The sequence below is a fragment of the Rothia sp. QJM3NY_36 genome, assembly GCF_056173115.1.
Genome location: NZ_CM149658.1, coordinates 1,087,044 through 1,112,495, shown reverse-complemented (window position 1 = coordinate 1,112,495; position 25,452 = coordinate 1,087,044). Strand labels below are relative to the sequence as shown.

Genomic DNA, 25,452 nt, shown 5'->3' with positions numbered 1-25,452 from the left:
CGGAGGCGAAGGAGAAGGCCGCGGAATTCGGCTTCCCCGGACGCTCGACCGCGAGCCCATCGCACCTGCGGCCGCCTTGGCAGCCTGACGAAAACCATAGAAGCACGTTGCTTCGCTAGGACTGCCGAGGGAGCAGCCGCCGCAGCTCGGCATTGCCCAGGTGTGGCAGCGACCGGTGCTCGGCCGGGGGACGGCCGGCCGTCCAGGCCGGGGTGATCTGCAGAATGCCCCCGTGGGCCACCAGGACCACGTCGGCGCCCGGATGCCGCTGGTCGAGCTCTCGGACCAGGGAGCGCGTGCGGGCTGCGGCCGTCATCGGCGGGGCTGCCAGCCCAGACGCGGGCCGATCTCCTGGGCGAACTGCTTGAGGATGTGCTTCCAGTCCTCGACGCCCAGCTCGAAGGGCAGTTCCACGATGAAGTCGTCGGCGGCCAGGAAGGACGGGTCGGCGAGCAGACCGTCCACGATCTGCTCCGCGGATCCGATGCGGTCCGGGGAGATGATGGTCTTCTCCCCCAGCACCTTCGTGGTGCGCGGGGTGCGGGCTGCCACGTAGTCCTCGAAGCGCTGCCTCTGCTCGCGAGTGGTCCCGCCGGTGGGGATGACGACCCGGGCCTGGGCGACGCGCCCGCGACCCACCGCGTCGCTGTCCGCGGGACCCTGCCCCGGCCCGCCCAGGCTCGCGGTGCCGTGCTGGGCCTCGAAGGCCTGGCGGTAGGCGCGGATCTGCGCGGCCTGAGCCTGGTCGAAGTCCCGGACGCCGTTCTCGGTGGAGCTGATGTTGCTCACCAGCAGGCCCAGCCCGTGCTCCCCGGCCCAGGCGGCGGACTTCAGCGAGCCGGCGCCGTAGGAGAGGCGCGAGGACAGGCCGGGGCTCAACGGCTGGAGGGTCTCGGAGTCCATGTCCCCGCCGTAGCCCTGGTACTCCTCCAGGCTGCGCAGCTTCTCGCCCTCCAGGATGCGCTTGAGGCGCAGGATCCGCTCGTAGGAGTAGTCCTCGTGGCGCCAGGCCGGGCCGAAGATTGCGTCGGCGGTTTCCTCGTCCAGGCGGGGCGGGTGCACGGACAGCCCCGGGCGCAGACGTCCGCCGGAGAGCACGTCCGCGACGGAGAGGTCCTCGGCGAGGCTGAAGGGGTTCTCCCACTCAACGGGGATCACGGCGTTGCCGAGCTCCATGTGCTCGGTGGCCTGGGAGAGCGCGCCGAGCATGACCCCGGGCGCGGTGACCCCGTACTGCAGGTGGCGCGTGCGCAGCCAGCCGGAGTCGAGGCCGAGGCCCTCGGCGAACCGGAAGAGCTCGATGGCCTCGCGCAGGCCCGCCCCCGGGTCCTCCGGGGAGAAGGGGGCGATGTGCAGGAAGCCGAGGTGGGCGAGGCGGTGGGTGCTGTCAGTCATGGGGTCTCCTGACGGGGTGGGGGTCTTGTGGCCAGATTAGTTGCCGGGTGAAGTATCTGCGAACGCGGCGCGCCGGGGTCTGCGGGTCGGCCCGGTGCAGAGGGGAAAGGGCCGATGCCGAGGCGGCGGGTCTCGGCGAGGAGCAGGCGCTGGGCGCACATGCCGGGCTCGTACTCGCGGCGTCCGCCGAGTCTGCGGCGGGCTTCGTCGGTGTCGGCGATGTCGCAGCCGGCCCGTCGAACCCGGCCAGGTCATTGGTCAACCTGCGCCTACTTTCGGCCAGGACCGCGTTGACCGCGGTGTCCCTCGCGACCCCCAAGACCCCCGGCGACCGGACCACCGCGAGGTGCTGGACCTCGATCCCGGTCAGCTCTCACGGCAGGCCGGTCCGCGACAGCGTCGCTCCTGACTCAACTGCGCGGTGAATTGCTTGTCGCCACAAGAGGCCGCGCTCATCGCGTCGGAAATGGCGCACTGTCATCCACCCTCTATCAAACACGGGACGGAACACCCCTACCCCAGACCGAACCAGCCATCCGAGACCTGCTCGAGCAACTGCGAAGCACTTACGGGTCGATCCTGGTGATCGTGGATCAGCCCAAGACCATCGGCACCCTGGCCATCGCGGTAGCCACCAGCCTCGGCGTGGACGTGGCTTACCTGCCCGGGCTGACCATGCGCCGTGTCGCGGACCTACACCCCGGCCAAGCCAAAACCGACGCCAGGGATGCCTTCATCATCGCCGAGACGGCCAGGACCATGCCGGCCACCCTGCGTGGGATCACCGTGGCGGAACAGAGCATCGCCGAACTTCTCGCTGCTGTGCGGGTTCGATGATGACCCGGCCGCCCAGATGACCCAGGTCAGCGACCGGCTGCGTGGCTTCCTCACCCAGATCCGCCCTTCCCTGGAGCGGGTGCTCGGGCCCAGGCTGTCCTACCCGGCGGTCATCGCACTGCTGTGCCGTTACCCGTGTCCGCAGCGACTGGCTGCAGCGGGGGCGGGGCCACGTGCAGGCCCTGCTGCGCAAGCATGCTCCCCGCTTAGCGACGAAACTGACCGAGGAGATCTTCGATGCCTTAGGCCAGCAGAGCGTGGAAGTCACCGGCACCGGTGCGGCTGGGAAGATCATCGGTCGGCTAGCCGCCCAGCTGCAGCAGCTGGGTGCCCAGCGGGCCGAGATCGAGGTGGAGATCCTTACGGGTGGTTGATGCCCACCCTCTTACCGAGGTCGAAGACATCCATGCCGGGGTGGGTGTCAGGACGGCGGCCAGGATCCTCACCGAGGTGGTGGGCAAGGACTTCGCTGATGCGGCCCATCTGGATTGATACGTTGGGATCGCGCCGGTGACCAGGCGTTCGGGGGCCTCGATCCGCGGGGAGGCACCGTCCCGCCGGGGGAACAAGACCCTCAAGCGTGCGCTGTTCCTCTCAGCGTTCGCGTCGTTGAAGGGTTCCCCAGCATCCAGGGCCTACTACGGCCGGAAGCGCGCTGAGGGTAAGCGGCATAGCCAGGCGGTCACCGCCTTAGCCAGGCGCAGGGTGGACGCCCTGTATGCGATGATCCGGAATGGGTCCTTCTACCAGGAACCTGCCCCCGGCCCCGGCATGGCCTTGGCCGCTTGACGCAAACCATAGAAGCCCGCCCGCACATACACACAGCAGCCACGCCACCGAACGGGTTCGATGACACGCCAAGCGAAAGGGAGATGATTGGGTTCGAAGAGACGGTTGGTCAGGAACAAGCGGAGGCCAAAGAATCAAGCTAAGGCGATCAGGTCCAGGCAGGCGAAGCCAATCGGCGGCGTCGGCGTTACGGGCACGTCGAAGTCTACCAAATGGCGAAAGTGAGAACTTCCACGATCATGAGACCTCAACGTGTACCCACTAGACCGATCTCTACCGTCAAATGGGCAGGGACACTATAACTATTATAGCAACTTTTTAAAGTTTTCAACTACTTCATCATCAGCGCCAGAGGAATTAATTGCACTCACCTGGGCGCCAAACTGCTCTATTACATTAGTAATTCTTTCCTTGGATTTCAACCCTGCATCCGTGGCGGATTTCAAAGTCGCTGCAAAATGTATATACTTATTAACAATAGGCTCCCATGCTTTTTTTGCCTCTGCAAGATTATAACTCGTTGAGAATTTAAGAGAAAACTCATCCGGAATTGACCTGCCAAGGATACTATCAAGGTTTTTTCCAAGTGCCGCCGTCATAACAAAAACTGCGCCGCGACTCGAAAAGTATTCGCGGATCTTACTTTCGTGTTTGGTAAGATCCGATTCGTCTTTGGATCTATAGTATGCCTTCCTATCCTCAATTACTTTCAATAATGATGCGCAGAAAATTACATGATCAGCAGTTAAGTTCTCATTAAAGTAACGTGAGTATACTTTATCTTCTTCCCAAACAGTGCGCGTTTTATTATATGCAAGATTGGGGTCTCCGTGAAATGATATCAAAGCCTGGGCGACAGTCTTGTCCGGCAACACCTCAGGAGGAGTTTTCATTGCCGGATTTACACCTCCACGCCGGCCACCATTATATTGAACCCCTTCGATTTTCTCAAACTCTTCGCGGAGCCGATTTTGCACTTTATCTTTGCTGCGAAAATCAGAGGCTTCAACCTTATTCTGAGTATTATTGAACTTAATAACGTTGTCTAGAATCGAATTGTTATCAATTTTTACGAAACGAATTTGAACAAATCCATCAGAGTCTTTTTCAATTGGATTAGTTAAATTGCCGATAGACCCTGTAGTTTGTCCTCCATTAACAATTCCCATGCCCTCAACTTTACATTTACTCTCGTTAACTTTTTCAAAATCATTAACTAGGGCAGTAATACCGTTATTGTAGATGCTAAAATTATGAGGTTCTGTTTCTGCGGTATTCCTAATCCCATTATTAATATTTTTCTCGGAGTTTCTGAAACCCAAATAGTCACGAATATTTGGTGAAACCAGCCTTGTGTTGTATTTCTTCCAAAGCTTTTGGAGATCTGACAACTTAATGACGGTATGAAGGACTGACCAGTCCTTTCCTGAGGTCTCAAAACTGCCAGGCACATCAAATTCTAGAATATCTGAAACCAAGATCGGGGTTTTGGTTCTCTCATAGAGACTATTGATCTCCTCGAGACCCACCTCTTCTGCAACAACAGTGATGTCGCTGGCATCTTTAAAGTTGTTACTAAGAACACTCAGGGTAGATCTTCTGCACTGCGCAAGCGAATTCTTAGCATCTTCACTCTCATGGCAATTGTGCACCGACCAAATGGTAATTTTATCGATATCGCCATCATCTATGGCACTTCGCGCCTGTAGTGCCTGCTGCGCCAAAATGTCTGACATATCTTTTAAATCACCGGCAAGCAACCAAGAAACACCTGTGTTCAGATCATCAACCTTTCCTATAGGACACCGATCTCGTTTTCTTGGACTAGTAGTTGCGTATGCCTGCGCAATAACAATCTCTCTATCATCACGCATCACTCCAACCAAGTCACATTTTTTATCTTTATAACCGTCGGTCAGTGATTCTATAGCGAAGCTCTCCATATCTTCAATGCGGTATTTGAGTGCAGCTGCGAACAGTGCAATCTGGCAACCGTAATTATTTACCCCAAGAGCCCTGTTTACGTACTCCATCAAATCTGTTCGAGTCGCAAGGTGCGCCCAGGCCGATCCTTCGCCGATATTTTCAAGTTTCAACGTGTTTGTATTTTCCACTAGAACACTCCTAAGCATGTCCCGCGTCCCGCATGGCACGCAGCTCCTTCTTCAGGTCGGCCACCTCGTCCCGGAGGCGGGCGGCCAACTCGAACTTCAGCTCCGCCGCCGCGTTCCGCATCTGCTCGTTCATCTGCTCGATGAGCTCCAGAAGATCCTCCGCGGGTGCTGCGGCCAAGCCGTCTTCTCGGATCCTAGCAGCTGCGGCCAGCGCCACGTTGTCCGAGTCACTATGTGTCGCGGATTTCCTCCCCGCTCCCCCACCGGACCCGGCACCAGCAACCGCGTCAGCGCCAGCCCCGGCCTTCTTCCCCTTGACCGGGGCGGTGTGATTGTTGGCCGCGGCCCGCATGGCCAGCAGCTCCTTGGTGTCCTCGTCCTCCCGGGCCAGCTGGTCCGTGATGTCCGCGATCCGCTTGCGCAGCGGCTGCGGGTCGATCCCGTGCTCCCGGTTGTACGCCTCCTGGATCTCCCGGCGTCGGTTGGTCTCGTCGATCGCGGTGCGCATCGAGTCGGTGATCTTGTCCGCGTACATGATCACCTCCCCGGACACGTTGCGGGCCGCCCGCCCGATCGTCTGGATCAGCGACGTCGTCGAGCGCAGGAAGCCCTCCTTGTCCGCATCCAGGATCGCCACCAGGGAGACCTCCGGCAGGTCCAGGCCCTCGCGCAGCAGGTTGATGCCCACCAGCACGTCGAACTCCCCCAGCCGCAGGGACCGCAGCAGCTCCACCCGCTTCAGGGTGTCCACGTCCGAGTGAAGGTACTGCACCTTGACCCCGTGCTCCACCAGGTAGTCGGTGAGGTCCTCGGCCATGCGCTTGGTCAGGGTCGTGACCAGCACGCGCTCATCCCGGTCGGTGCGCCGGGTGATCTCCTCCAGCAGGTCATCGATCTGGTGCTTGGTGGGCTTGACGGTCACCTGCGGGTCCACCAGGCCGGTCGGGCGGATGATCTGCTCCACGTACCCGTCCGCCTGGGACAGCTCGTACTTGCCCGGCGTGGCGGACATGTAGATGGTCTGCCCGATCCGCTCCAGGAACTCGTCCCACTTCAGCGGCCGGTTATCCAGGGCCGAGGGCAGCCGGAAGCCGTGCTCCACCAGGGTGCGCTTGCGGGACATATCGCCCTCGTACATCCCGCCGATCTGCGGCACCGTCACGTGGGACTCGTCGATGATCAGCAGGAAGTCATCCGGGAAGTAATCCAGCAGGCAGTGCGGTGCGGAGCCGGCCGCGCGCCCGTCGATGTGCCGGGAGTAGTTCTCGATCCCGGAGGTGAAGCCCATCTGCTCCATCATCTCGATGTCGTAAGTGGTGCGCATCCGCAGCCGCTGGGCCTCCACGAGCTTGTTCTGGTTCTCCAGCTCCTTCAGCCGCTCGGTCAGCTCGTGCTGGATGCCGTCGATGGCTTTGGCCATGCGCTCCGCACCGGCCACATAGTGGCTGGCGGGGAACACGTACATCTCCGTCTCCTCCCGGATCACCTCTCCGGTCAGCGGGTGCAGGGTATGGATGGATTCGATCTCATCCCCGAAGAACTCGATGCGGATCGCGTGCTCCTCGTACATCGGGATGATCTCCACGGTGTCCCCGCGCACCCGGAAGGTCCCGCGGTGGAAGTCCACGTCATTGCGGGCGTACTGCATGTTCACGAACTGGCGCAGCAAGGTATCCCGGTCGATCTCCTCCCCCTGCCGCAGAGTCACCATCTGCCGCACGTATTCCTCGGGCGTACCCAGGCCGTAGATGCAGGAGACGGTGGAGACCACGACGACGTCGCGCCGGGTCAGCAGCGCGTTGGTCGCGGAGTGGCGCAGCCTCTCCACCTCCTCGTTGATCGAGGAGTCCTTCTCGATGAACGTATCCGTCTGCGGGACGTACGCCTCCGGCTGGTAGTAGTCGTAGTAGGAGACGAAGTATTCGACGGCGTTGTTGGGCAGCAGCTCCCGCAGCTCGTTGGCCAGCTGCGCGGCCAGCGTCTTGTTCTGCACCAGCACCAGGGTGGGCCGCTGCACGGATTCGATCAGCCACGCGGCGGTGGCGGATTTGCCGGTGCCGGTGGCACCGAGCAGGACGATGTCCTTCTCGCCGCCTTCCACCCGCTCGGTGAGCTGTTCTATGGCCTTCGGCTGGTCACCGGCCGGCTGGTACTCGGAGACGACCTCGAAGGGCGCGACGACGCGATGGATCTCCTGCGCAAGACTCATACGCCCAGCCTACGCCGGATCGCACAGGTGTTCGACGAGCTCCGCTGTGAGCCGACAGGCCGAGCCGTGATCACCCTTCCCGCCTGATCCGATTGAGCTGCCCGGCCTCGGTCCACTCCCAGCGGCTATGCAGCTGATCGTCGAAGGTCATGCTGTGAATACGGTGCTTATTGGACTGCGTCGCAGGCTGGAGCCCGTCCAGGGATACGAGGCGCTTCGGAAAATCCCAGCCCGTCAGAGCCTTGGAGTTGGAGGCGCAGTAGTAGAAACCGGGAGGGATCATCCTCAGACGAAGCTCCGTGGTCTGCGGATTGTTCTCATCGGACAGCTTCACGATCAGATTGCGGAAGACCGCCGAGTAGGGGCCGTCGTTGCTGACCAGCACACCCCAGCTCTCCCTGCCCTCGATCGTGGCCTTGCACCACCAGGCCTGGAGACAGCCGGCCATCAGCCGCTTCTCGCGCTCCTCCTCGCGCTCCTCATGCTCCTGCTCGCGCCGATTGCGCTCATCCTCTCGTCTCTGTGCCTGTTTGTTGATCTCCTCCGAGCGTTCCCTAGCGGCCTCTGCCGCCTTGTTGGCCCGGTACGACAGGTACAGAGCGACCACGGAGACCGCGGCTCCCGCCAAAGCCGCCAAGGCCCCCACCAGCTCGATCCATGCTGCTGCATCCATACCGGGAAGTGTAACGTCACCCACAGGGGTTCACATGCGAATCGGCACTCGGGGGCCGGGAGGGTCTCCCTCCGTTCACTTACCCAGCAGCACCGACCTCACCCGCGCTCGCGCGGCTCCACCGTCTGCTCGGCACCGGTCACGACGTCGTCGGCCGGGATCTCCCCCGCGCCCGTACCCTCGGCCAGCTCCGCGGCCTCATCCGCGCCGCCCTCGGTGCGCTGGCGGCGGATCTCCTGGTAGGTGTTCGGCACCAGGGATTCGTACTCGGGGGCGGTGGTCTCGTCGTACTCGGGGTGGATGGAGTACTCCTGCACGCTGGTGAAGTCCTCCTGGGCGCGGCGCCGGTACTCCTCCACCGGCAGGACCTGCTTCCACTGCCGGGTGCGCAGCGGCGGCAGCTCCCCGGCGTCCTCCTTGAAGGCGCGCACGATCATCCACGCCTGCACGAAGGTCAGGATGAACACCGGCAGGCCGATGATGATCACCACGTTCTGCAGGGCGTCCAGTCCCAGCTCCCCGGCGAACAGCAGGATGGAGGCGGCCACCAGCCCGATGGACACGGTCCAGAACACGCGCTGGCGGATCGGGGACTCGTCCTCGTGCCCGTTGGCCATGGAGTCCATGACGATCGAGGCGGAGTCGATGGAGGTGACGAAGAAGATGAAGATCAGCACGATCGCCACCACCGCGACCACCGGCAGGAACGGGAAGTTGCCGAGGAACTGGAACATGGCCCCGGGGATGTCCCCCTCGGCCACGACGGTGTGCACCAGGCCGCCCTCGCCGTGCATCTCGATGTCGAAGGCGTTCATCCCGAAGATCCCGACCCACACCATGGTGAAGGCGGTCGGCAGGACCACCACGCCCAGCACGAACTGACGGATGGTGCGGCCCTGGGAGATCTTGGCCAGGAACAGCCCGACGAACGGCGCCCAGCAGATGGTCCACGCCCAGTAGAACACCGGCCACTGCCCCAGCCACCCGGTGTTGGCGAAGGTGTCGTTGAAGAACATCATCTTCGGCAGGATGTACAGGAAGTTGCCCACGGACTCCACGACGCCGCGCAGCGCGAACATGGTGGAACCGGCCATGAGGATGAACAGCAGGAACGCCATCGCCAGGACGATGTTGAAGGTGGACAGCCGCTTCACGCCCTTGTCCATGCCGTTGAGCACCGACGTCAGGGCCACCGCGGTGATCAGCGCGATGATCACCGCCTGCATCCAACCCGCCACCGGCACCCCGTACATGATGGTCACCCCGGAGTTCAGCTACAGGGCACCCAGGCCCACGGACACGGCGATGCCGAACACGGAGGCGATCAGGGAGATGACGTCGATGGTCTTGCCCCAGGGCCCATGGATCCCGTCGCCCAGCAGCGGCTGGAAGGAGGAGGACACGCGCGGGGGCAGGCGCCGCTTGTACGTGAAGTACCCGAAGCCCAGCGCCGGCACGGTCAGCAGCACCCACACGCCCAGGCCGATGTGGAAGTCCGCGATGGACAGCGCGTCCAGGGCGGCCTCCTGGCTGCCGGGTTCGACGCCGTCGTAGGGCGGGCGGGCGAAGTGCGTCAGCGGCTCCGCGGCACCCCAGAACATCAGGATCGCGCCGACGCCGGCGGCGAAGGTCATGCCGAACCAGGCCAGGGTGGAATCTGCGGCTCGGAGTCATCCGGGCCGAGCTTGATCCGGCCGAAGCGGCTGACGCAGACGTAGACGAGGAACAGGGCGCACAGGGCCGTGCCCAGGACGTAGAACCAGCCCAGGTACGTCAGGATCCACCCGGAGACCGCACCGAACACGTCGATCATGGTCTGGGGGAAGGCGATGGTCGCCGCGGAGAACAGGAGGATGAACGCGGCGGACGGGAAGAAGATCCCCGGGGTGGTCTTCAGACCGAGGCGTCGATGCAGCGAGTGAAGCATCCGAACATCATAAGGCACCTGATCACCGGGTGCGGAGTCGGCTCCGGGCAGAATCCGACGCCGGCCCCCGACGCCGCCCCATGGGTTAGCCTGGCCTCACCTGCAGATTCCCCGGTTCGCCCGGCGACGGAAGGAAGCCATGGCCCAGCATCGGATGAGCGTCCATCCCCTCGTGGTCCGCACCGTCCGGGTGCTCTCCGTCCAGGAGGTCACCCCGCGGATGCGGCGGATCCGTCTGGGCGGGGAGCAGCTGAGCTCCTTCGTCCCGGCCGGGCTGGAGACGACCGCCCCGGCTTTCCGGGCCCCGAGCTTCGATGACCACGTGAAGCTGATCTTCGCCGAGAACGGCCCGGTCCAGGCGGTGCTGCCGCGGCAGCTGTCCGAGGGCATCGAGTGGACCCCGGCCTCGGCGCGGATCACCCGGGACTACACCCCGCGCGCGGTGGACACCGACGCCGGGGAGCTGACTCTGGACTTCGTGCTGCACGGGCACGGTCCGGCGGCCGCCTGGGCCCGGGCAGCGCGACCCGGGGACGAGCTGAGCTTCGTCGGCCCGAAGTTCTCGATGCACCTTCCTGCGGAGATCTCCGCGATGCTGCTGGTCGGGGATGAGACCGCGCTGCCGGCGATCGGGCGGTTCTTCGACGAACGCCCCGTGCAGGCCCCGGCGCACGCGGTGATCACCGTGTCCGAGGACGCGGCCCGCCAGGAGCTCGCCCTGCGCGAGGGGGATTCCGTGACGTGGGTGCGCAAGGAGCGCCCGGACGGGCCGGGGCTGCTGCGCGCGGTGCGCGAGACTTTCGCCGGGCTGGAGCTGGGGCCGGACCCGTTCCTGTGGGCCGCGGGCGAGGCGCGCAGTCTGCTGCCGCTGCGCCGATGGGCCAGCCGGGAGCGGGTCATCCCCAAGACCCACCAGTCCATGACCGGATACTGGCACGTCGCCATGGACAGCTCCCGGCGCGCCGCCGACGCCGCGCCGGGTTCTTCCGGACGCGCCGCCGGGCGCGGGCAGGGCGGAAGGGCCGCCGGCGCCGCCCAGTCCGCGAGCGGCACTGGGACCGACGGGCCGCGAGGGGACCGGGGACCGGCCGCGCCGACCACCCTGCCCGTCGCCCCGGTGGCCTGGTTCGCGGTGGCCGCTGCCGTGCAGACCGGCCTGCTGGACGCCCTGGCCGACGCCGAGGAGGCCGAATCCGCGCAGGGCCCCGAAGCGTCCCCGGAGCCCGAGGCTTCTCAGGGGGTCCAGAACACGCCGGGACTCGAGGGCGCACAGGGACTCGAGGCCGCGCAGATCGCCGAGGCCGCGGGCCTGGACGCCGCGCTCCTGCTCCCGCTGCTGGATCTGCTGGCCCGAGAGGGGCTGCTCACCCGACGGGACTCCCCCGGCACCTCCGCACCCGGGACCGAGGTCTCCGACTCCGTCGCTGCCGGGACCGAAGCCCCCAACCTCCCGACGTCCGGGGGCTCCGCTGTCGACGACCAGGACGCGGCCGACCGGGCATCCGCGGCGCACAGGGAAGTGGGTGTCACCCGGTGGTCCCTGACCGAGCTGGGCCGGGAGCTGGTGGCCGATGAGCACCAGCGGGAGGGCTTCGAGTCCTTCGCCCTGGACCAGATCGCCGCGCTGACCCGGTTGCCGCAGGCCCTGCGCGGCGGCGCTTCCGCGTGGCGGCGTCAGCACGGCGAGGGCTTCGCCCGCAGCATCGAGCAGCGGTCGCAGCTGTGGGAGGAGATGGTCGAGCGCGCCGCGACCCTGCCCTTCCTGCAGCACCCCATCCTCAGGGTGCTGGCGGAGATGGGCGCCGGCTCCCCCGCCCTCGTGGGGCCGGGGGCCGAGGTCCTCGCCGGGATGCTGGCGGACCGCGAGCAGGAGGCCTCGAGGCCGGAGAAGGTCGTGGACCCGAGCGAACCCGTGGTCCTCACTGACGCCCACGACGCCGATTTGCCGGCCCGTGGTCCGCCCGTGGTCTCGGTGCTGTGGCTGAGTCTCCTGGACGACACCGAGGCGCTGGCGCACCTGCGGGCGCTGCGCCGGGCCTCGGAGCGGGCGGTGGTGATCGACGCCCCGTGCCCGGATGAGCTCGCGCCGTCGGCCGCGGTGCAGGAGCTCATGACCGTGGCCCTGACCGGGGCGGCCCCGCGCTCCGAGGAGCGACTTCTCGCCATGGCCCGGGAGGCTGGTTTCAGCCGGGTGCGCGTGGAGCAGCTGGGGTGGGGCAAGGTGGCCCTGCGGCTGAGTGCCTGAGCCTGAGCACCGAACACAGACCCGCGCCGAGGCGGCGCCCGGCGCTCAGCCGTCGGCGCGTCCGAGCTTCTCCTGCCAGTCCGCCCAGATCCGGTCCACCTGTGTGCGGGTCTGCTCCGGTGTTCCGGAGTTGTCTACAGTCCAGGTGGCGACCGCGGCCCGCTCGGCGTCGGTGGCCTGCGCAGCGATCCGGGCGCGGGCGTCCCCCTCATCCATCCCCCGGGCCTCGACCAGGCGGCGCACCCGCTCCGGTTCCTCCGCGGTGACCACCAGGACGCCGTCGAAGCGGTCAGCCTGCCCGGTCTCCACCAGCAGGGGGATGTCCTCCACGATCACCCCCGCGAATCCGGGGCGCTGGGCGGCGGCCACCCGTTGACTCGCGGCCTCCTCGCGCACCGCCGGATGCACGATGCCGTTCAGTCGCTGCCGGGCCTCCTCGTCGCCGAAGACCCGCCGGGCCAGGGCCGGGCGGTCCAGGGCGCCGTCCGCATCCAGGATCTCGCAGCCGAAAACCTCCGTGACCTGCTCCAGCACGGGTGAGCCGGGGGCCATCAGCTCCCGGGAGATCCGGTCCGCGTCGATCACCACGGCACCCAGCTGCGCCAGCCGCGCGGCCACCGTGGATTTCCCCGATCCGATGCCGCCGGTCAGTCCGATGTGCAGCGTCACAGCCCGTCCCCCTTCGTCGATGTCCTGTCCAGGCCATCTTCGCAGGCAGGCCCTCCCTGTGCGATGCGACGGTCCTGAGGCGACGGTCCCGACAAGGCGTTCACGACGCGGCGTCCCCAATGCGACGGGCCTGAGGCGACGCTCCCGACGCGTCGTTCACGATGCGATGGCCCGGGATGGTGGCCCGGGGCGGTGGACCGGCCGCTGCGTGCCGGCCGGGGTCACCCGAGGATGGTGGGCGGCAGCATCGACACCCACCACACGGCCAGGACCACCGGGATGGCCGCGCTGAGCACCTGCCCCGGCCAGACCACGGCGTCCCGATGCCGCCGGGCAGTGTTCACGATGACGTTGGCCACCGCTCCCAGCAGACCCGCCAGCATCACCAGCGCCACGATCACGATGGCCCAGACCAGGGCCGGACCCGTCTCCTCCATGAGCGCGGGCCCCGCCTGACTCGGCGGGGCACCGAAGAGCAGGGCCACCAGCGCCATGAATGCCCAGAAGAGCACGATCAGCCCCGGACCGAGCAGGCACACGGCGGAGGCTCCCATCCCCACCAATAAGAGCAGGACCGCGAGCACGATGTGCCCGGGGCCCTCCGGCAGCGGGTACCACACCAGCGCCCCCTTGGTGCGGCGTCCCAGCTCCTTCCGGGCGTTGAGACGACGCTCCTCCATCTGCCACACGAGCTGATCGACGGAGACCTGACGCTCCGCTCCGGCGGAATCCGTTGGCGGCGGTGCGCCGAAGCCCGGCCCTTCCTGCGGCGCACCGGGTGGGAGCGGGTGTCCTTGACCGAGCACGGCCGGGTGGGTGAGTCGATGCCACTGCTCTCGCAGGGTCGGCGCCCGCCAGGCTCCGGCTCTCCCCGGGCCCTCCGGCGGAGGCTGCTGGCCGTAGGGGGCTTGCTGCTCGGGCGGGATCTGGCCCGGTGGGTGGTGCGGATCGAACGGGGGCTGCTGGGTCATGGGATGCCTCCTTGGAGTAGCGCCGGTCCTGGGGCGCCGGGTGCTCCGCAGTCTAGTGAGACACCTCATCCTCTCGGGGTCGGGCTGTGGATAACCCCGGCGTCGAGCCCGCCCGCCGACCCTCGAGATCCCCGATACGGGTTCACCGCACCGAATCCGGGCTGCCACGCGCACCATCGCACGCGGTGTCGTCGAAGATCCGGTGCCGAAGCCAGCGCACCGGATCCGCAGCGCGAGGTTCGTAGACTGGCCTGGTGACCGACTCCTCCCCCGACGCTCCCGCCGAACCAGCCGATCAGGCCAGCGCCTCGGTACCGACTGACGCCGCCCCGCAGGCCGAGACTCGCGCGCGCCGCTGCACCGTCCTGGCCGACACCGAGCCGGTGGAGAGTCTGCTGGAGATCAAGCGCAGCGAGTTCCTGGGGCACCTGGTCCGGGTGGAGACCGAGGAGGCAGCCCGGGAGCACATCGAGCGGATCCGCCGCCGTCACCACGACGCCCGCCACGTCTGCTCCGCCTTCGTCCTCGGGCCGGACCGGGACGTGCAGCGCTCCTCCGACGACGGCGAGCCGGCCGGCACCGCGGGCATCCCCATGCTGCAGGCCCTGCTGTCCCACCGTCCCGACCCCTTGGACCCCGAGCAGGCGGATCTGACGGACGTGTGCGCGATCGTCGTGCGCTGGTTCGGTGGGATCAAGCTCGGTGCCGGCGGTCTCGTGCGCGCCTACACCGAGGCCGTCACCCAGACCCTGGATGAAGCCCACCTGGTGACCCGCTCCCGACGCCGCCTGGGCACCGTCCCGGTGGAGCACGCCCGCGCCGGTCAGCTGGAGAACGAGCTGCGCGCCCACGGCTTCGCCCTGCAGGACACCGAATACGCCCCGGATCACGCCGTCCTGCACCTGTCCGTCCCGGACGACCCAGCCGCCCAGGAGGAGGCCGCCGCCCGCCTGGCCGCGCTGAGCTCCGGGCAAGCCCGCATCACCTGGGGCACCGTCACCTGGATCGACGGCTGACCGCCCTCCCCGAGCACGAGAGAAGGCCCCGCCCCCGTGAATCATCACGGGGACGGGGCCTTCGCCTCATCTCACGGCCTCACCGCGGGCCCCTGACGGGCGGCGCGGCGAGTGCCGAGGAGATCAGTTGTTGCCGCCGGTGAGCTTCTCGCGCAGAGCAGCCAGGGCCTCGTCGGAGGCCAGGGTGCCGGCGTCGGACGCCGGGGCCTCGGAGGAGTAGGAGGTCTGCGCGGAGGACCCGCCGCGGCCGCCGGTGGCCGCGGAAGCGGCGGCATCGGCGTCCTCGTTGAGGGCCTTGCGGACCTGCTCCTTGTGGGCCTCCCAGCGAGCCTGGGCGTTGGCGTACTCCTGCTCCCAGGCGGCACGCTGGGCCTCGTAGCCCTCGAGCCACTCGTTGGTCTCCGGGTCGAAGCCCTCGGGGTACTTGTAGTTGCCCTGCTCGTCGTATTCCGCGGCCATGCCGTACAGGGCCGGGTCGAACTCGGTGCCGTCCGGGTCCACACCCTCGTTGGCCTGCTTCAGGGACAGGGAGATGCGGCGGCGATCCAGGTCGATGTCGATGACCTTGACGAACAGCTCCTCGCCCACGGACACGACCTGCTCGGCCATGTCCACGTGGCGCACGGCCAGCTCGGAGATGTGCACCAGACCCTCGATGCCGTCCTCCACGCGCACGAACGCGCCGAAGGGCACCAGCTTGGTGACCTTGCCGGGCACGACCTGGCCCAGGGCGTGGGTGCGGGCGAAGGTCTGCCACGGGTCTTCCTGGGTGGCCTTCAGGGACAGGGACACGCGCTCGCGGTCCATGTCCACCTCGAGCACCTCGACGGTGACCTCCTGGCCGACCTCGACGACCTCGGAGGGGTGGTCGATGTGCTTCCAGGACAGCTCGGAGACGTGCACCAGGCCGTCGACCCCGCCCAGGTCCACGAAGGCGCCGAAGTTGACGATGGAGGAGACCACACCGGTGCGGACCTGGCCCTTCTGCAGCTGGTGCAGGAAGTTGGAGCGGACCTCGGACTGGGTCTGCTCGAGCCAGGCGCGACGGGACAGGACCACGTTGTTGCGGTTCTTGTCCAGCTCGATGATCTTGGCCTCGATCTTCTGCCCGATGTACGGGGCGAGGTCGCGCACGCGGCGCATCTCCACCAGGGAGGCCGGCAGGAAGCCGCGCAGCCCGATGTCCAGGATGAGCCCGCCCTTGACGACCTCGATGACGGTGCCCTCGACGACGCCGTCGTCTTCCTTGATCTTCTCGATGTCGCCCCAGGCGCGCTCGTACTGCGCGCGCTTCTTGGACAGGATCAGGCGGCCTTCCTTGTCCTCCTTGGTGAGGACCAGAGCCTCGACCTCATCACCCACGGCGACGACCTCGTCCGGGTCGATGTCGTGCTTGATGGACAGCTCGCGGGAGGGGATCACGCCCTCGGTCTTGTACCCGATGTCCAGCAGAACTTCGTCGCGGTCGACCTTGACGACTTCGCCGGAGACGAGGTCACCGTCGTTGAAGTACTTGATGGTCTCATCAACGGCCTTGAGGAAGTCCTCTTCGGTTCCGATGTCGTTGATGGCAACCTGGGGGGTGTTGGTGGTCATGTAGTAGGGGCTCCGATGTGGATCGTTGGTCGAACGGGTCCGACGCCGCGGCCCGCCTCCCGGCGGGTGATCCCCCTCCTGGCGGGCAGGACGAGGACGCACGGCACGGACATGTGCTTGGTTACTGATAGGGCGTACGCCTGGGCGTACCCGTCAAGTCTATGGGCGCGCGGGGCCTCGGGTCAATGGCCGGGGCCCCGCGCGCCACACCATGACGGCCGAGACCGTCGACGGCGTCAGAAGATGAAGTCGCAGTAGGGCTCCCGGCGGACCGCGAACAGCCGCGCCGCCTCCTCCGCGCCCTCGCCCGTGACCAGGCCGAAGCGCACCTCGGGCTCGCAGCCCTGGAACACCGCGGAGGCCAGCAGCTGCACGGGGAAGCGCACCCGGGCGGCCTGCGGGGCCAGCTCCGACTCGTCCTCGGCCTCGGTGCGCCGCTCGTCCCGCGCGGCCAGCAGGTGCGCCCCGGGCAGCTCGGTCGAGGCCCCGGCGCCATCGGCAGTGCCGGATCCCGCGGACTCCCCAGCACCAACCGCCGCCTCGGCGCCCTCCTCGGCCCGGGCCGCGTCGACCTCGGACACGGCCCGCCCGGGCACCACCTCGGCCCGCCCGTCGCGGATGCGCAGGTGGTACGCGCCGGTGACCAGTCCCAGCGGGTCATCCACCAGCAGCACCAGCTCGCCGTCGGCCAGGTACTCCCGGTGCTCCAGGACGCGGGCCACGTCCAGGATCCGCGTCCACAGCACGTCGGTCTCCCGGATCTGTCGAACAGCCCGCGGGTTGGACAGGGCCCGGGCCAGCTCGTTGCCGGGGGCCGCGCGGAACTCCAGGAAGTCCACCAGGTCCAGGCTGAGCAGCTGCTCCCACAGGGCCACCCGCGCCCGGGTGCTCACCGCCTGGAAGTCCTTGACCACCACCCGGTTGGGCCCCGGAGAGGAGGAGCCCCAGCCCTGGTGGTTGAAGGCGGCGTAGCCCTCCACCCCGTCCGGGCCCTCGAAGACCAGGGCCTGCCGGGCGCCGTCGGGCTTGAGCTGATCCTCGGAGAGGTTCACCGCGCCCACCGCGTTCTCCACGACCCCGCGCGGGCGCACGGCCTGCCCGGCCCGGAACCCGGCGATCGGCTCGCGCAGCGCCAGCCCGAACTCCACCAGCTCCTTGCCCTGGGCCTGGTGGATGCGGCCCTGCCGGGCCCCGGAGCGCTCGGCGACGCCGGGCAGCAGCCGCGGACGCGCGGTGAGGTCCAGCTCGTAGGTGATCATGCGGGTGGACAGCCCGAAGCCGAAGCGACCGTAGATCTCGCCTTCGGAGACGGTCAGCGCGGCCATCCCGCAGCCCTCGGACCGGGCCCGGGCCAGCTCCGGCTCCATCATCCGGCGCAGGATCCCCCGACGCCGGTGGGTCGGGGCCACACCCACCCCGGTGATCATCCACGCGGGCACCGCCCCGGCGCCGACCTCCACGGTGTTGGGGAAGCCGAAGATCGTGGCCACCGGGTGCGGTCCCTGCGCGCTGGGCAGCCCGGCCAGGGTGGTGTCCTCATCCGTGAAGCCGCGGATCACCGCCCGCATCTGCTGCTCGTGCTCGGCGTTCCAGCGCTGCAGCTTCGCGTCCCCCGGGTCCTCGTAGAAGCCCAGGGCGATGCGCCGGGTCGCGGCGCGGTACAGGGCGGTGGGCTCGCCGTCCTCGTCGAGGAAGCGGGTCAGCTCGAAGGGCGTGAGCGTCATGGGGTCTCCTGGGTCTCGGGTGCGCGGTGTCTCGGCTCGGCGGGATCGGGCGGGCTCAGTGGGCGGCGTCGTTCCAGGACGGCCCGCGGCCCACCTGCACCTCCAGGGGCACCCGCAGCTCGGCGGCCCCGGACATCTCCTCCCGCAGGATAGCCTCGGCGGCGTCGTGCTCGCCCGGGGCCACCTCCAGGATCAGCTCGTCGTGGACCTGCAGGACCATCCGGGTGGACAGGCCCTCCTCGCGCAGGCGCCGATCCACCCCCAGCATGGCCTTCTTGATGATGTCCGCGGCCGAGCCCTGGATCGGGGCGTTCAGCGCGGCGCGCTCGGCCATGTCCCGGGTCTGGCGGTTGGAACTGGTCAGCTCCGGCAGGTAGCGGCGGCGCCCGAACATCGTCTCGGTGTATCCGCTCTTGCGGGCCTCGTCCACGATATGGCGCAGGTAGGTGCGCACCGCCCCGAAGCGGCGGAAGTAGCTGGACATCAGCCCGCGGGCCTCGTCCACGGAGATCTCCAGCTGCTTGGACAGCCCGTAGGAGCTCAGCCCGTAGGCCAGGCCGTAGCTCATCGCCTTGACCTTGGCGCGCATCTCCGGGGTGACGTCGGCCGGGGTGACGCCGAAGACCTGGGAGCCGACGAAGCGGTGCAGGTCCTCCCCGTCCCGGTAGGCCTGGATCAGGCCCTCATCCTGGGACAAGTGGGCCATGATGCGCATCTCGATCTGGGAGTAGTCCGCGGTCAGCAGCTCCTGGTACCCCTCGCCGACGACGAAGGCCGCCCGGATCTTGCGGCCCTCTGCGGTGCGCACGGGGATGTTCTGCAGGTTCGGGTTGATCGAGGAGAGCCGGCCGGTGGCCGCGGTGGTCTGCCCGAAGGTGGTGTGCACCCGGTCCTGGGCGGATAAGGCGTCGCGCAGCCCCTCCACGGCCTGGCGCAGCTTGGTGTACTCGCGGTAGCGCAGCAGCCAGGCCATGAAGTCGTACCCGGCGGTGCCCGGCTCCAGGGTGCGGCTGAGCTCCTGCAGGGAGGTCGCATCCGTGGTGTACCCGGAGGAGATCTTCCGGGTGGTGGGAAGCCCCAGGGTCTCGAACAGCACGGTCTGCAGCTGCTTGGGCGAGGAGAGGTTCACCGTCTGGCCGCCGAGCACCTGCTCGGCGTTGCGCTGGGCGGTGTCGATCTCGGCCTGGTACGCCTCGATCAGCGCCTCCAGCCGGGCCGGCTCCACGGCCACCCCGGCCAGCTCCATGCGCAGCAGGATCTCGGCCAGCGGGATCTCCAGCTCGGTGAGGATCCGCTGGGCCCACGGGTGCTCGCCCAGCCGCTGCCGCACGGTCCGGGCGACGTCGTGCAGCAGCCACGCGGCCGCGGCGAAGCGATCCAGCCACGGCACCGCCTTCTGACGGCGCTGCTCCGGGGTCTCCTTGCGCAGGGTGGCCTGGGTGGGCTTCTTCAGCTTGGGGCCGAAGGAGTAGGAGGTGAACTCCCCGCCCAGCTGCTCGGGGTCGTAGCCGCGGGCCCCCGGGCGCAGCACGAAGGCCTCCAGGGCCACGTCCCGGCCGGCGTCGGCGAGGCGGTAGCCCAGCTCCCCGAGCCGGCGCACCAGCCCCTTGAGGTCGCTGACCAGCAGGTCCGCGGCCCGCTCGGTGAGCAGCCGCTGCAGGGTGCTGCTCGCGGCCTCATCCAGCTCCTCCAGCACCGCGGTGCCCACCGCCTCCGGGTCCGCGATCTGCAGCACGGGGCCGAGGCGGTAGTCCTCCTGCAGGGTCAGCGCGATCGTGGTGCCGGGCTGCCCGAAGGCCGCCTCGATGGCCGCGGCGTCGGGCAGGTCCTGCCGCTGCGGGATCTGGATCTGCGGTTCGGGCTCGGCGGCGGACAGGTCCCGGCGGACCCGGTCCCGCAGGGTGCGGAACTCCAGCTCGTCGAACAGCGCGTCCATGCGTTCCAGATCCGGCTCCCGCCGGGCCATCTGGGCGAAGCTGACCGGCAGGTCCAGGTCCCGCCTCAGCTCGTTGAGGCGGAAGTTGCGCCGCACATCCTCCAGGTGCGCCCGCAGGTTCTCCCCGGCCTTGCCGCGGATCTCCTCGGCGTGGGCCAGCACCCCCTCCAGGTCCCCGTACTGGCCCAGCCATTTGGCGGCCGTCTTGGGCCCCACCTTGGGCACCCCCGGCAGGTTGTCCGCGGACTCCCCCACCAGGGCGGCCACGTGCCGGTACAGCCGGGGCGGGACCCCGTACTTCTCCTCGATGTCCGCGGCGGTGCGCGGCGGGATCTCGGAGATCCCCTTGGTGGGGTACAGCACGCTGGTGCGCTCGGAGATCAGCTGGAAGGCGTCCCGGTCCCCGGAGACGACGACGACCTCCGCCCCCGCGCTCTCGGCCAGGTGCGCCCCGGTGGCGACGATGTCGTCGGCCTCGAAGCCCTCCACGGTGATCCACGGGATGTTCAGGGTGTCCAGGGTCTGCTGGATGTACTCGATCTGCCCGGCGAACTCCTCCGGGGTCTTCTGCCGCCCGGCCTTGTACTCGGGGTACTCCTCGGAGCGGAAGGTGGGCCCGGACAGGTCGAAGGCCACGGCCACGTGGGTGGGGCGCAGCTGCCGAATCATGGTCAGCAGCATCGCGGTGAACCCGTGCACGGCGTTGGTGTGCTGCCCGGCCGTGGTGACGAAGGACCCCTCGGGCACGGCGTAGAAGGCGCGGAAGGCCATGGAGTGCCCGTCCACCAGCAGGAGGCGGCTGACCTCCTCCAGGCCTTCGGCGGCGGGCTGCTCGGCGGGATCGGTCGCGGCGGCGTCGGACGGCTGGGGCTGCTGGGTGGAAGTCACCCTACAATCCTAAGCACACCCGTCGCGGCCCGTCCGGGCCCGCATCCCCTCTCGAAAGGCCGAGCCCGCCATGGAAGACTCCCCCCGCCAGTCCGCCGATCGCCTCACCGCGATGGGGGTGCCGCCCGAGGTGCAGGAGGCGCTGCCCGCGCACGGCATCGGCACGATGGCCGAGCACATGGGCATCGTCTTCGAGGAGCTCACCGCCGAGCGCGCCGTCGCCCGCTTCCCGGTGGAGCGCAACACCCAGCCCTACGGCCTGGTGCACGGCGGGGCGCACGTGGCGCTGGCGGAGACCCTCGGGTCGATGGCCGCCAACGTGTTCGCCGGCCCGGAGAAGATGGCCGTGGGGCTGGATGTGAACGCGACGCACCAGCGCGGGGCCAGCAGCGGCTGGGTCACCGGCACCTGCACGGCGATCCACCTGGGCCGCACCCTGTGCGTGCACGAGATCGTGATGACCGACGACGACGGCCGGCGCCTGTCCACCGCCCGGATCACCAATCTGCTGGTTGACCGGAAGGGCTGACGAGACGGGCGCCTCCGGGGCGGCCTCCGGCGGAAGCGGACAGCCCCCGACGCCGCGGGATCGCGGCGTCGGGGGCTGCTGTGCGCGGGTCACCCCGCCCGGTGCGTGGGCTCAGGCGACCTGGGCGATGATGGTCTCGGCCACCTCGCGCATGGACAGGCGCCGGTCCATGGAGGTCTTCTGGATCCAGCGGAAGGCCTCCGGCTCGGTCAGGCCCATCTTGGTGATCAGCAGGGACTTGGCCCGGTCCACGAGCTTGCGGGTCTCGAACTGCTCCTTGAGGTCGGTGACCTCGTGCTCGAGGGCCTTGATCTGCTCGTACCGGCTGATCGCGACCTCGATGGAGGGGATGAGGTCGTTCTCCGTGAACGGCTTGACCACGTAGGCCATCGCCCCGGCCTCGGTGGCCCGGTCCACGAGCTCCTTCTGGCTGAACGCGGTCAGCAGCACCACGGGGGCGATGCGCTCCTTGGCGATGTGCTCCGCGGCGCTGATCCCGTCCATCTTGGGCATCTTCACGTCCATGAGCACCACGTCCGGGCGATGCTCCTGGGCCAGGGAGACCGCGTCCTCGCCGTTGTCGGCCTGGGCCACGACGTCGAATCCCCGGGCGGAGAGGATCTCCACGATGTCCAGCCGGATCAGGGCCTCGTCCTCGGCGACGACGACGCGGCGCACCGGCCGGTTGGAGTCGGCCCGGGTGGTCTCGGCCGCGGCGGGCTCGGCCGCGGCGCTGACGTCGATGGTCTCCGCGGAGTCCTGGGGAGTGGAGCTGTTCTCGGACATCGGCGGTCTCCTTGGGTGATGCGGACGGTCACGGAAAAAGGGTGCGGGGTGAGCGCACGCGTCTCGGGAAGGGACCCGGGACGGACAGCGCCTCACCCTCTGCGCATTTTACGCCCACCCGCTCGGACGGCGGGATGGGACATGCGCAGAGGGTGAGGCGGCGTCGGGTGCGACGGCGGCTCAGGCGCCGGCGACGGCGGCGGCGAGCTTGTCCAGGGAGGACTCCAGCTGCTCCTCGCTGACCAGCGGGAAGCCGACCTCGCGGGCGAACTGCGGGTCCACGGCGGACCAGTCGTAGGTCAGGCGCACATCGGTGGAGTCGGAGCCGGTGGACTCCAGCTCCCAGACCCACTCCCAGCCGGGGGGCTCGGTGCCCTCGGGGGCGGTCTTCCAGGAGATCAGCTTGTTCTCGTCGAAGCCGGTCACGTGGTTCTCGGTCTTGTAGTCCCCGCCCATGTGGTCCCCGTGCATGTTCATGCGGAAGACGTCGCCGACCTTCTGGATGCGGTCGGTCTTGTCGTCGGAGACGATGAACCCGGAGCCGTCCAGCTCCTGGTGCCGCTCGGGGTTGGACAGCACGTCGAAGAGGTCCTTCGCCGGGGCGTCGATGGTGCGGGTCACCGTGATCGAGGTCTGGTCGGTCATCTCTTGCTCCTTGGGTGAGGGAACAGCGGTCACCATCCACCCTAGTCGGCGGCCGGGAGCGCGGGGCCGAGTTCGCCCTCAGCCGCAAGACCGCGCGCCTGACCAGCCGCCGTCGAGACCGTACAGAGCGGCCGTGGTGCCCAAGGTGGGACTCGAACCCACACGTCCGAAGACACCGCATTTTGAGTGCGGCGCGTCTGCCGATTCCGCCACTTGGGCGCGGAAGGGGGCGTCCGCCGGATCGCTGCCCGGCAGGACGCCCCCACTGTACACGAGCCCGTCGCCCGGGCCGGTGTCACCGCTGGATCACCGCGGGATCAGTCCCGGTACGGCCCCAGCTTCTCGTGCTCCTCGGGCACGGGAGCGCCGTTGTCGTCCAGGTCGCCCACGCGGTGGGCGCGGACCATGTTCGTGGAGCCGGCCACGCCCATCGGGGAGCCGGCGGTCATCACGATCATCTCGTCCTTGGTGGCCATGCCCTTGGAGATCAGGTAGCGATCCACCTCGGCGAGCATCTCGTCCGTGGACTGCGCCTTCTGATCCACCACGGCCTGCACGCCCCAGAACAGGGCCATGAACGCGGCCACCTTGGGGTCCGGGGTGAAGGCCAGGATCGGCCTGGACGGACGCAGGCGGCACAGGCGCCGGGCGGAGTCGCCGGACTGGGTGAAGGTGCAGATGAAGTTGACGTCCAGCTGCTGGGCGATGTTCACCGCGGCCAGGGTCACCGCGCCGCCGCGGGTGCGGGGGCTGGAACCCAGGGCCGGGACGCGGTCCAGGCCGTGGGCCTCGGTGGACTCCACGATCCGCGCCATCGTCTGGATGGTGATGATCGGGTACTGGCCCACGGAGGTCTCCCCGGAGAGCATGACCGCGTCCGCGCCGTCCAGGATCGCGTTGGCGCAGTCGGAGGCCTCCGCGCGGGTCGGCATCGGGTTGGAGATCATGGACTCCAGCACCTGGGTCGCCACGATCACGGGCTTGGCCCAGCGGCGGGCCAGCTCGATCGCGCGCTTCTGGACCAGCGGCACCTCCTCCAGCGGGTACTCCACGCCGAGGTCGCCGCGGGCGACCATGATGCCGTCGAACTTGTCGATGATGTCCTGGAGGTTGTCCACCGCCTGCGGCTTCTCGATCTTGGCGATGACGGGCAGCTTCAGCCCCTCCTCCTCCATGATCTCGTGCACGCGGAGGATGTCGTCCCCGGAGCGGACGAAGGACAGGGCGATGATGTCGACGCCGGTGCGCAGCGCCCAGCGCAGGTCCTTCTCGTCCTTCTCGGTCAGCGCCGGGACGGAGACCGCGGCGTTGGGGATGTTGATGCCCTTGTGATCGGAGACCTTCCCGCCGATCACGACGCGGGTGGTCACGGTGGTCGCGGAGACCTCGGTGGCCTCCAGGCGGACCTTGCCGTCGTCGATCAGCAGCAGGTCCCCGGGGCGCACGTCCCCGGGCAGGCCCTTGTAGGTGGTCCCGCAGATCTCCTTGGTGCCGGGCACGTCCTCGGCGGTGATCTTGAAGATGTCGCCGGGCTCGAGCATCTCGGAGCCGTTGACGAAGGTCTCCAGGCGGATCTTGGGCCCCTGGATGTCGGCGAGGATCGCGACGTTCTTGTTGAGGTCCTGCGAGGCTCGGCGGACGTTGTTGAAGTTGGCGGTGTGGACATCGTGGTCGCCGTGGCTCATGTTCAGGCGGGCGACGTTCAATCCGGCCGAGATGGCCTCGGAGAGCTTGTCGTAGGAGGACAGTGCCGGACCCAGGGTGCATACGATCTTTGCGCGTCTCATGGCTTCCACTCTAGTTCTCGCAAAGCCACATGAACAGTCATCGGCGCCGGGTGAACCCACCGTGTCCGCGTTCAATCCCACACATTCCCACACCGCGGGTTAGGCTGAGGGAAGATCCGAGAGACCCCAGGAGGAGAACATGTCCGGCGCCCTCGTGCTGTACGGCTCCCACTACGGCTACACCCGCACCTACGCCCAGTGGATCGCCGAGGACCTCGAGGGCACCGCCCTGGACCTGGCCTCGGCCACCCCGGACGACGTCGCCGAGGCCGACGCCGTCGTGCTGGGCTTCAGCGACTACGCCGGCAAGCTCACCGACGCCGCCGAGGCCGAGCGCCTGGCACCCCACCTGGACGGGCGGGCCCTGGGCTTCTTCACGGTCTCCTTCTCCGGGACCGTCTCCGCGACCGCCGAGAAGCTGGACGGGCAGCTGGCCAAGAACCTGCCCACCGCCTACGCCCCGCGCCGCGGCACGGTGCCCACCGGACACTTCCGCGGCGGCATCGACTACTCGCGCCTGTCCCGGACCCACCGCACCGCGATGATGGGGGTGCGCACCTTCCTGAAGGCCAAGCCGGACAAGTCCGTCTCCGATCAGCAGATGATCGACTCCTACGGCGGATCCGCGGACTACTCGGACCGGGCCAGCACCGCGGACTTCGTGGCCGCGGTGCGGGCCCAGCGCGGCTGACCCGGACGGAGCGCCCCAGACGGAG

21 protein-coding genes, 1 tRNA gene and 1 pseudogene are annotated in these 25,452 nt (G+C 67.9%); 8 read left to right on the top strand and 15 right to left on the bottom strand.

The window, feature by feature from the left end; genetic code table 11:
* Positions 1 to 115: 115 nt before the first annotated feature.
* Complete coding sequence (locus AC0VXQ_RS04865; protein ID WP_058731297.1) at positions 116 to 316, bottom strand: histidine phosphatase family protein; 201 nt, start codon at positions 314 to 316, stop codon at positions 116 to 118.
* Positions 313 to 1,395 (bottom strand): LLM class flavin-dependent oxidoreductase, encoded by a 1,083-nt coding sequence (locus tag AC0VXQ_RS04860; RefSeq protein ID WP_058731298.1) that lies wholly within the window; start codon positions 1,393 to 1,395, stop codon positions 313 to 315. Before AC0VXQ_RS04860 ends, AC0VXQ_RS04865 begins: the two co-directional genes overlap by 4 nt.
* 426 nt (positions 1,396 to 1,821) lie before the next feature.
* On the opposite strand from AC0VXQ_RS04860, the gene AC0VXQ_RS04855 reads away from it, so the two are divergent.
* The 4 genes from AC0VXQ_RS04855 (at position 1,822) to AC0VXQ_RS04840 (ending at position 3,021) form a co-directional block, all read left to right on the top strand.
* Positions 1,822 to 2,232, top strand: coding sequence for an IS110 family transposase (locus AC0VXQ_RS04855; RefSeq protein ID WP_165590090.1), 411 nt, complete (start codon positions 1,822 to 1,824; stop codon positions 2,230 to 2,232).
* Between the two features lie 173 nt (positions 2,233 to 2,405).
* On the top strand, positions 2,406 to 2,606 hold the full coding sequence (locus tag AC0VXQ_RS04850) for a hypothetical protein (RefSeq protein WP_058731300.1): 201 nt from the start codon (positions 2,406 to 2,408) through the stop codon (positions 2,604 to 2,606).
* Positions 2,599 to 2,724 carry a hypothetical protein gene (locus tag AC0VXQ_RS04845; protein ID WP_375542924.1) on the top strand — a complete coding sequence of 42 codons (126 nt, stop codon included), beginning with the start codon at positions 2,599 to 2,601 and terminating at the stop codon, positions 2,722 to 2,724. Before AC0VXQ_RS04850 ends, AC0VXQ_RS04845 begins: the two co-directional genes overlap by 8 nt.
* A 9-nt stretch (positions 2,725 to 2,733) precedes the next feature.
* Positions 2,734 to 3,021, top strand: a complete 288-nt coding sequence (locus AC0VXQ_RS04840; protein WP_133143337.1) for a transposase — start codon at positions 2,734 to 2,736, stop codon at positions 3,019 to 3,021.
* 305 nt (positions 3,022 to 3,326) lie between these two features.
* Here AC0VXQ_RS04840 and AC0VXQ_RS04835 read toward each other — a convergent pair whose 3' ends face one another.
* The 4 genes and pseudogenes from AC0VXQ_RS04835 to AC0VXQ_RS04820 all read right to left on the bottom strand — a co-directional run bounded on the left by AC0VXQ_RS04835 (position 3,327) and on the right by AC0VXQ_RS04820 (position 9,944).
* On the bottom strand, positions 3,327 to 5,135 hold the full coding sequence (locus tag AC0VXQ_RS04835) for an AIPR family protein (RefSeq protein ID WP_475529314.1): 1,809 nt from the start codon (positions 5,133 to 5,135) through the stop codon (positions 3,327 to 3,329).
* A gap of 10 nt (positions 5,136 to 5,145) precedes the next feature.
* Positions 5,146 to 7,344: an excinuclease ABC subunit UvrB gene (uvrB, locus tag AC0VXQ_RS04830; protein ID WP_058731301.1), complete on the bottom strand. Its 2,199-nt coding sequence runs from the start codon at positions 7,342 to 7,344 to the stop codon at positions 5,146 to 5,148.
* Positions 7,345 to 7,414: 70 nt separating this feature from the next.
* Positions 7,415 to 8,017 carry a hypothetical protein gene (locus AC0VXQ_RS04825; RefSeq protein WP_260007842.1) on the bottom strand — a complete coding sequence of 201 codons (603 nt, stop codon included), beginning with the start codon at positions 8,015 to 8,017 and terminating at the stop codon, positions 7,415 to 7,417.
* Between the two features lie 98 nt (positions 8,018 to 8,115).
* A pseudogene (locus AC0VXQ_RS04820) lies at positions 8,116 to 9,944 on the bottom strand (BCCT family transporter).
* A gap of 154 nt (positions 9,945 to 10,098) precedes the next feature.
* On the opposite strand from AC0VXQ_RS04820, the gene AC0VXQ_RS04815 reads away from it, so the two are divergent.
* Positions 10,099 to 12,189 carry a siderophore-interacting protein gene (locus AC0VXQ_RS04815; protein WP_328798585.1) on the top strand — a complete coding sequence of 697 codons (2,091 nt, stop codon included), beginning with the start codon at positions 10,099 to 10,101 and terminating at the stop codon, positions 12,187 to 12,189.
* A 45-nt stretch (positions 12,190 to 12,234) separates the two neighbouring features.
* Here AC0VXQ_RS04815 and coaE read toward each other — a convergent pair whose 3' ends face one another.
* On the bottom strand, positions 12,235 to 12,858 hold the full coding sequence (gene coaE, locus AC0VXQ_RS04810; RefSeq protein ID WP_279751923.1) for a dephospho-CoA kinase: 624 nt from the start codon (positions 12,856 to 12,858) through the stop codon (positions 12,235 to 12,237).
* A gap of 221 nt (positions 12,859 to 13,079) precedes the next feature.
* Positions 13,080 to 13,829 (bottom strand): SLC5/6 family protein, encoded by a 750-nt coding sequence (locus AC0VXQ_RS04805; protein ID WP_133566126.1) that lies wholly within the window; start codon positions 13,827 to 13,829, stop codon positions 13,080 to 13,082.
* 365 nt (positions 13,830 to 14,194) lie between these two features.
* On the opposite strand from AC0VXQ_RS04805, the gene AC0VXQ_RS04800 reads away from it, so the two are divergent.
* Entirely contained in the window at positions 14,195 to 14,845 is a 651-nt protein-coding gene (locus AC0VXQ_RS04800) for an IMPACT family protein (protein ID WP_064725265.1), read from the top strand.
* 123 nt (positions 14,846 to 14,968) lie between these two features.
* Here the strand turns inward: AC0VXQ_RS04800 and rpsA are convergent, their stop codons facing one another.
* The 3 genes from rpsA to polA all read right to left on the bottom strand — a co-directional run bounded on the left by rpsA (position 14,969) and on the right by polA (position 20,989).
* The gene (rpsA, locus tag AC0VXQ_RS04795) at positions 14,969 to 16,441 is read right to left on the bottom strand and encodes a 30S ribosomal protein S1 (protein ID WP_064725231.1); all 1,473 of its coding nucleotides are present in this window, start codon (positions 16,439 to 16,441) and stop codon (positions 14,969 to 14,971) included.
* Between the two features lie 236 nt (positions 16,442 to 16,677).
* The gene (locus tag AC0VXQ_RS04790) at positions 16,678 to 18,165 is read right to left on the bottom strand and encodes a GNAT family N-acetyltransferase (RefSeq protein ID WP_475529308.1); all 1,488 of its coding nucleotides are present in this window, start codon (positions 18,163 to 18,165) and stop codon (positions 16,678 to 16,680) included.
* A gap of 55 nt (positions 18,166 to 18,220) precedes the next feature.
* Positions 18,221 to 20,989, bottom strand: a complete 2,769-nt coding sequence (gene polA / locus AC0VXQ_RS04785) for a DNA polymerase I (protein WP_475529305.1) — start codon at positions 20,987 to 20,989, stop codon at positions 18,221 to 18,223.
* A gap of 70 nt (positions 20,990 to 21,059) precedes the next feature.
* On the opposite strand from polA, the gene AC0VXQ_RS04780 reads away from it, so the two are divergent.
* Positions 21,060 to 21,518 (top strand): hotdog fold thioesterase, encoded by a 459-nt coding sequence (locus tag AC0VXQ_RS04780; RefSeq protein ID WP_061225455.1) that lies wholly within the window; start codon positions 21,060 to 21,062, stop codon positions 21,516 to 21,518.
* Between the two features lie 111 nt (positions 21,519 to 21,629).
* Here AC0VXQ_RS04780 and AC0VXQ_RS04775 read toward each other — a convergent pair whose 3' ends face one another.
* The 4 genes from AC0VXQ_RS04775 to pyk form a co-directional block, all read right to left on the bottom strand.
* Complete coding sequence (locus tag AC0VXQ_RS04775) at positions 21,630 to 22,304, bottom strand: ANTAR domain-containing response regulator (RefSeq protein WP_260009749.1); 675 nt, start codon at positions 22,302 to 22,304, stop codon at positions 21,630 to 21,632.
* Positions 22,305 to 22,484: 180 nt separating this feature from the next.
* Complete coding sequence (locus tag AC0VXQ_RS04770; protein ID WP_064725233.1) at positions 22,485 to 22,949, bottom strand: SRPBCC family protein; 465 nt, start codon at positions 22,947 to 22,949, stop codon at positions 22,485 to 22,487.
* 134 nt (positions 22,950 to 23,083) lie between these two features.
* A tRNA-Leu gene (locus tag AC0VXQ_RS04765) sits at positions 23,084 to 23,168 on the bottom strand.
* Positions 23,169 to 23,266: 98 nt separating this feature from the next.
* Complete coding sequence (gene pyk, locus AC0VXQ_RS04760; protein ID WP_061225457.1) at positions 23,267 to 24,736, bottom strand: pyruvate kinase; 1,470 nt, start codon at positions 24,734 to 24,736, stop codon at positions 23,267 to 23,269.
* Positions 24,737 to 24,875: 139 nt separating this feature from the next.
* Between pyk and AC0VXQ_RS04755 the strand changes: the two genes are divergently transcribed.
* Positions 24,876 to 25,427 carry a flavodoxin domain-containing protein gene (locus tag AC0VXQ_RS04755; protein ID WP_475529299.1) on the top strand — a complete coding sequence of 184 codons (552 nt, stop codon included), beginning with the start codon at positions 24,876 to 24,878 and terminating at the stop codon, positions 25,425 to 25,427.
* Positions 25,428 to 25,452: the final 25 nt, after the last annotated feature.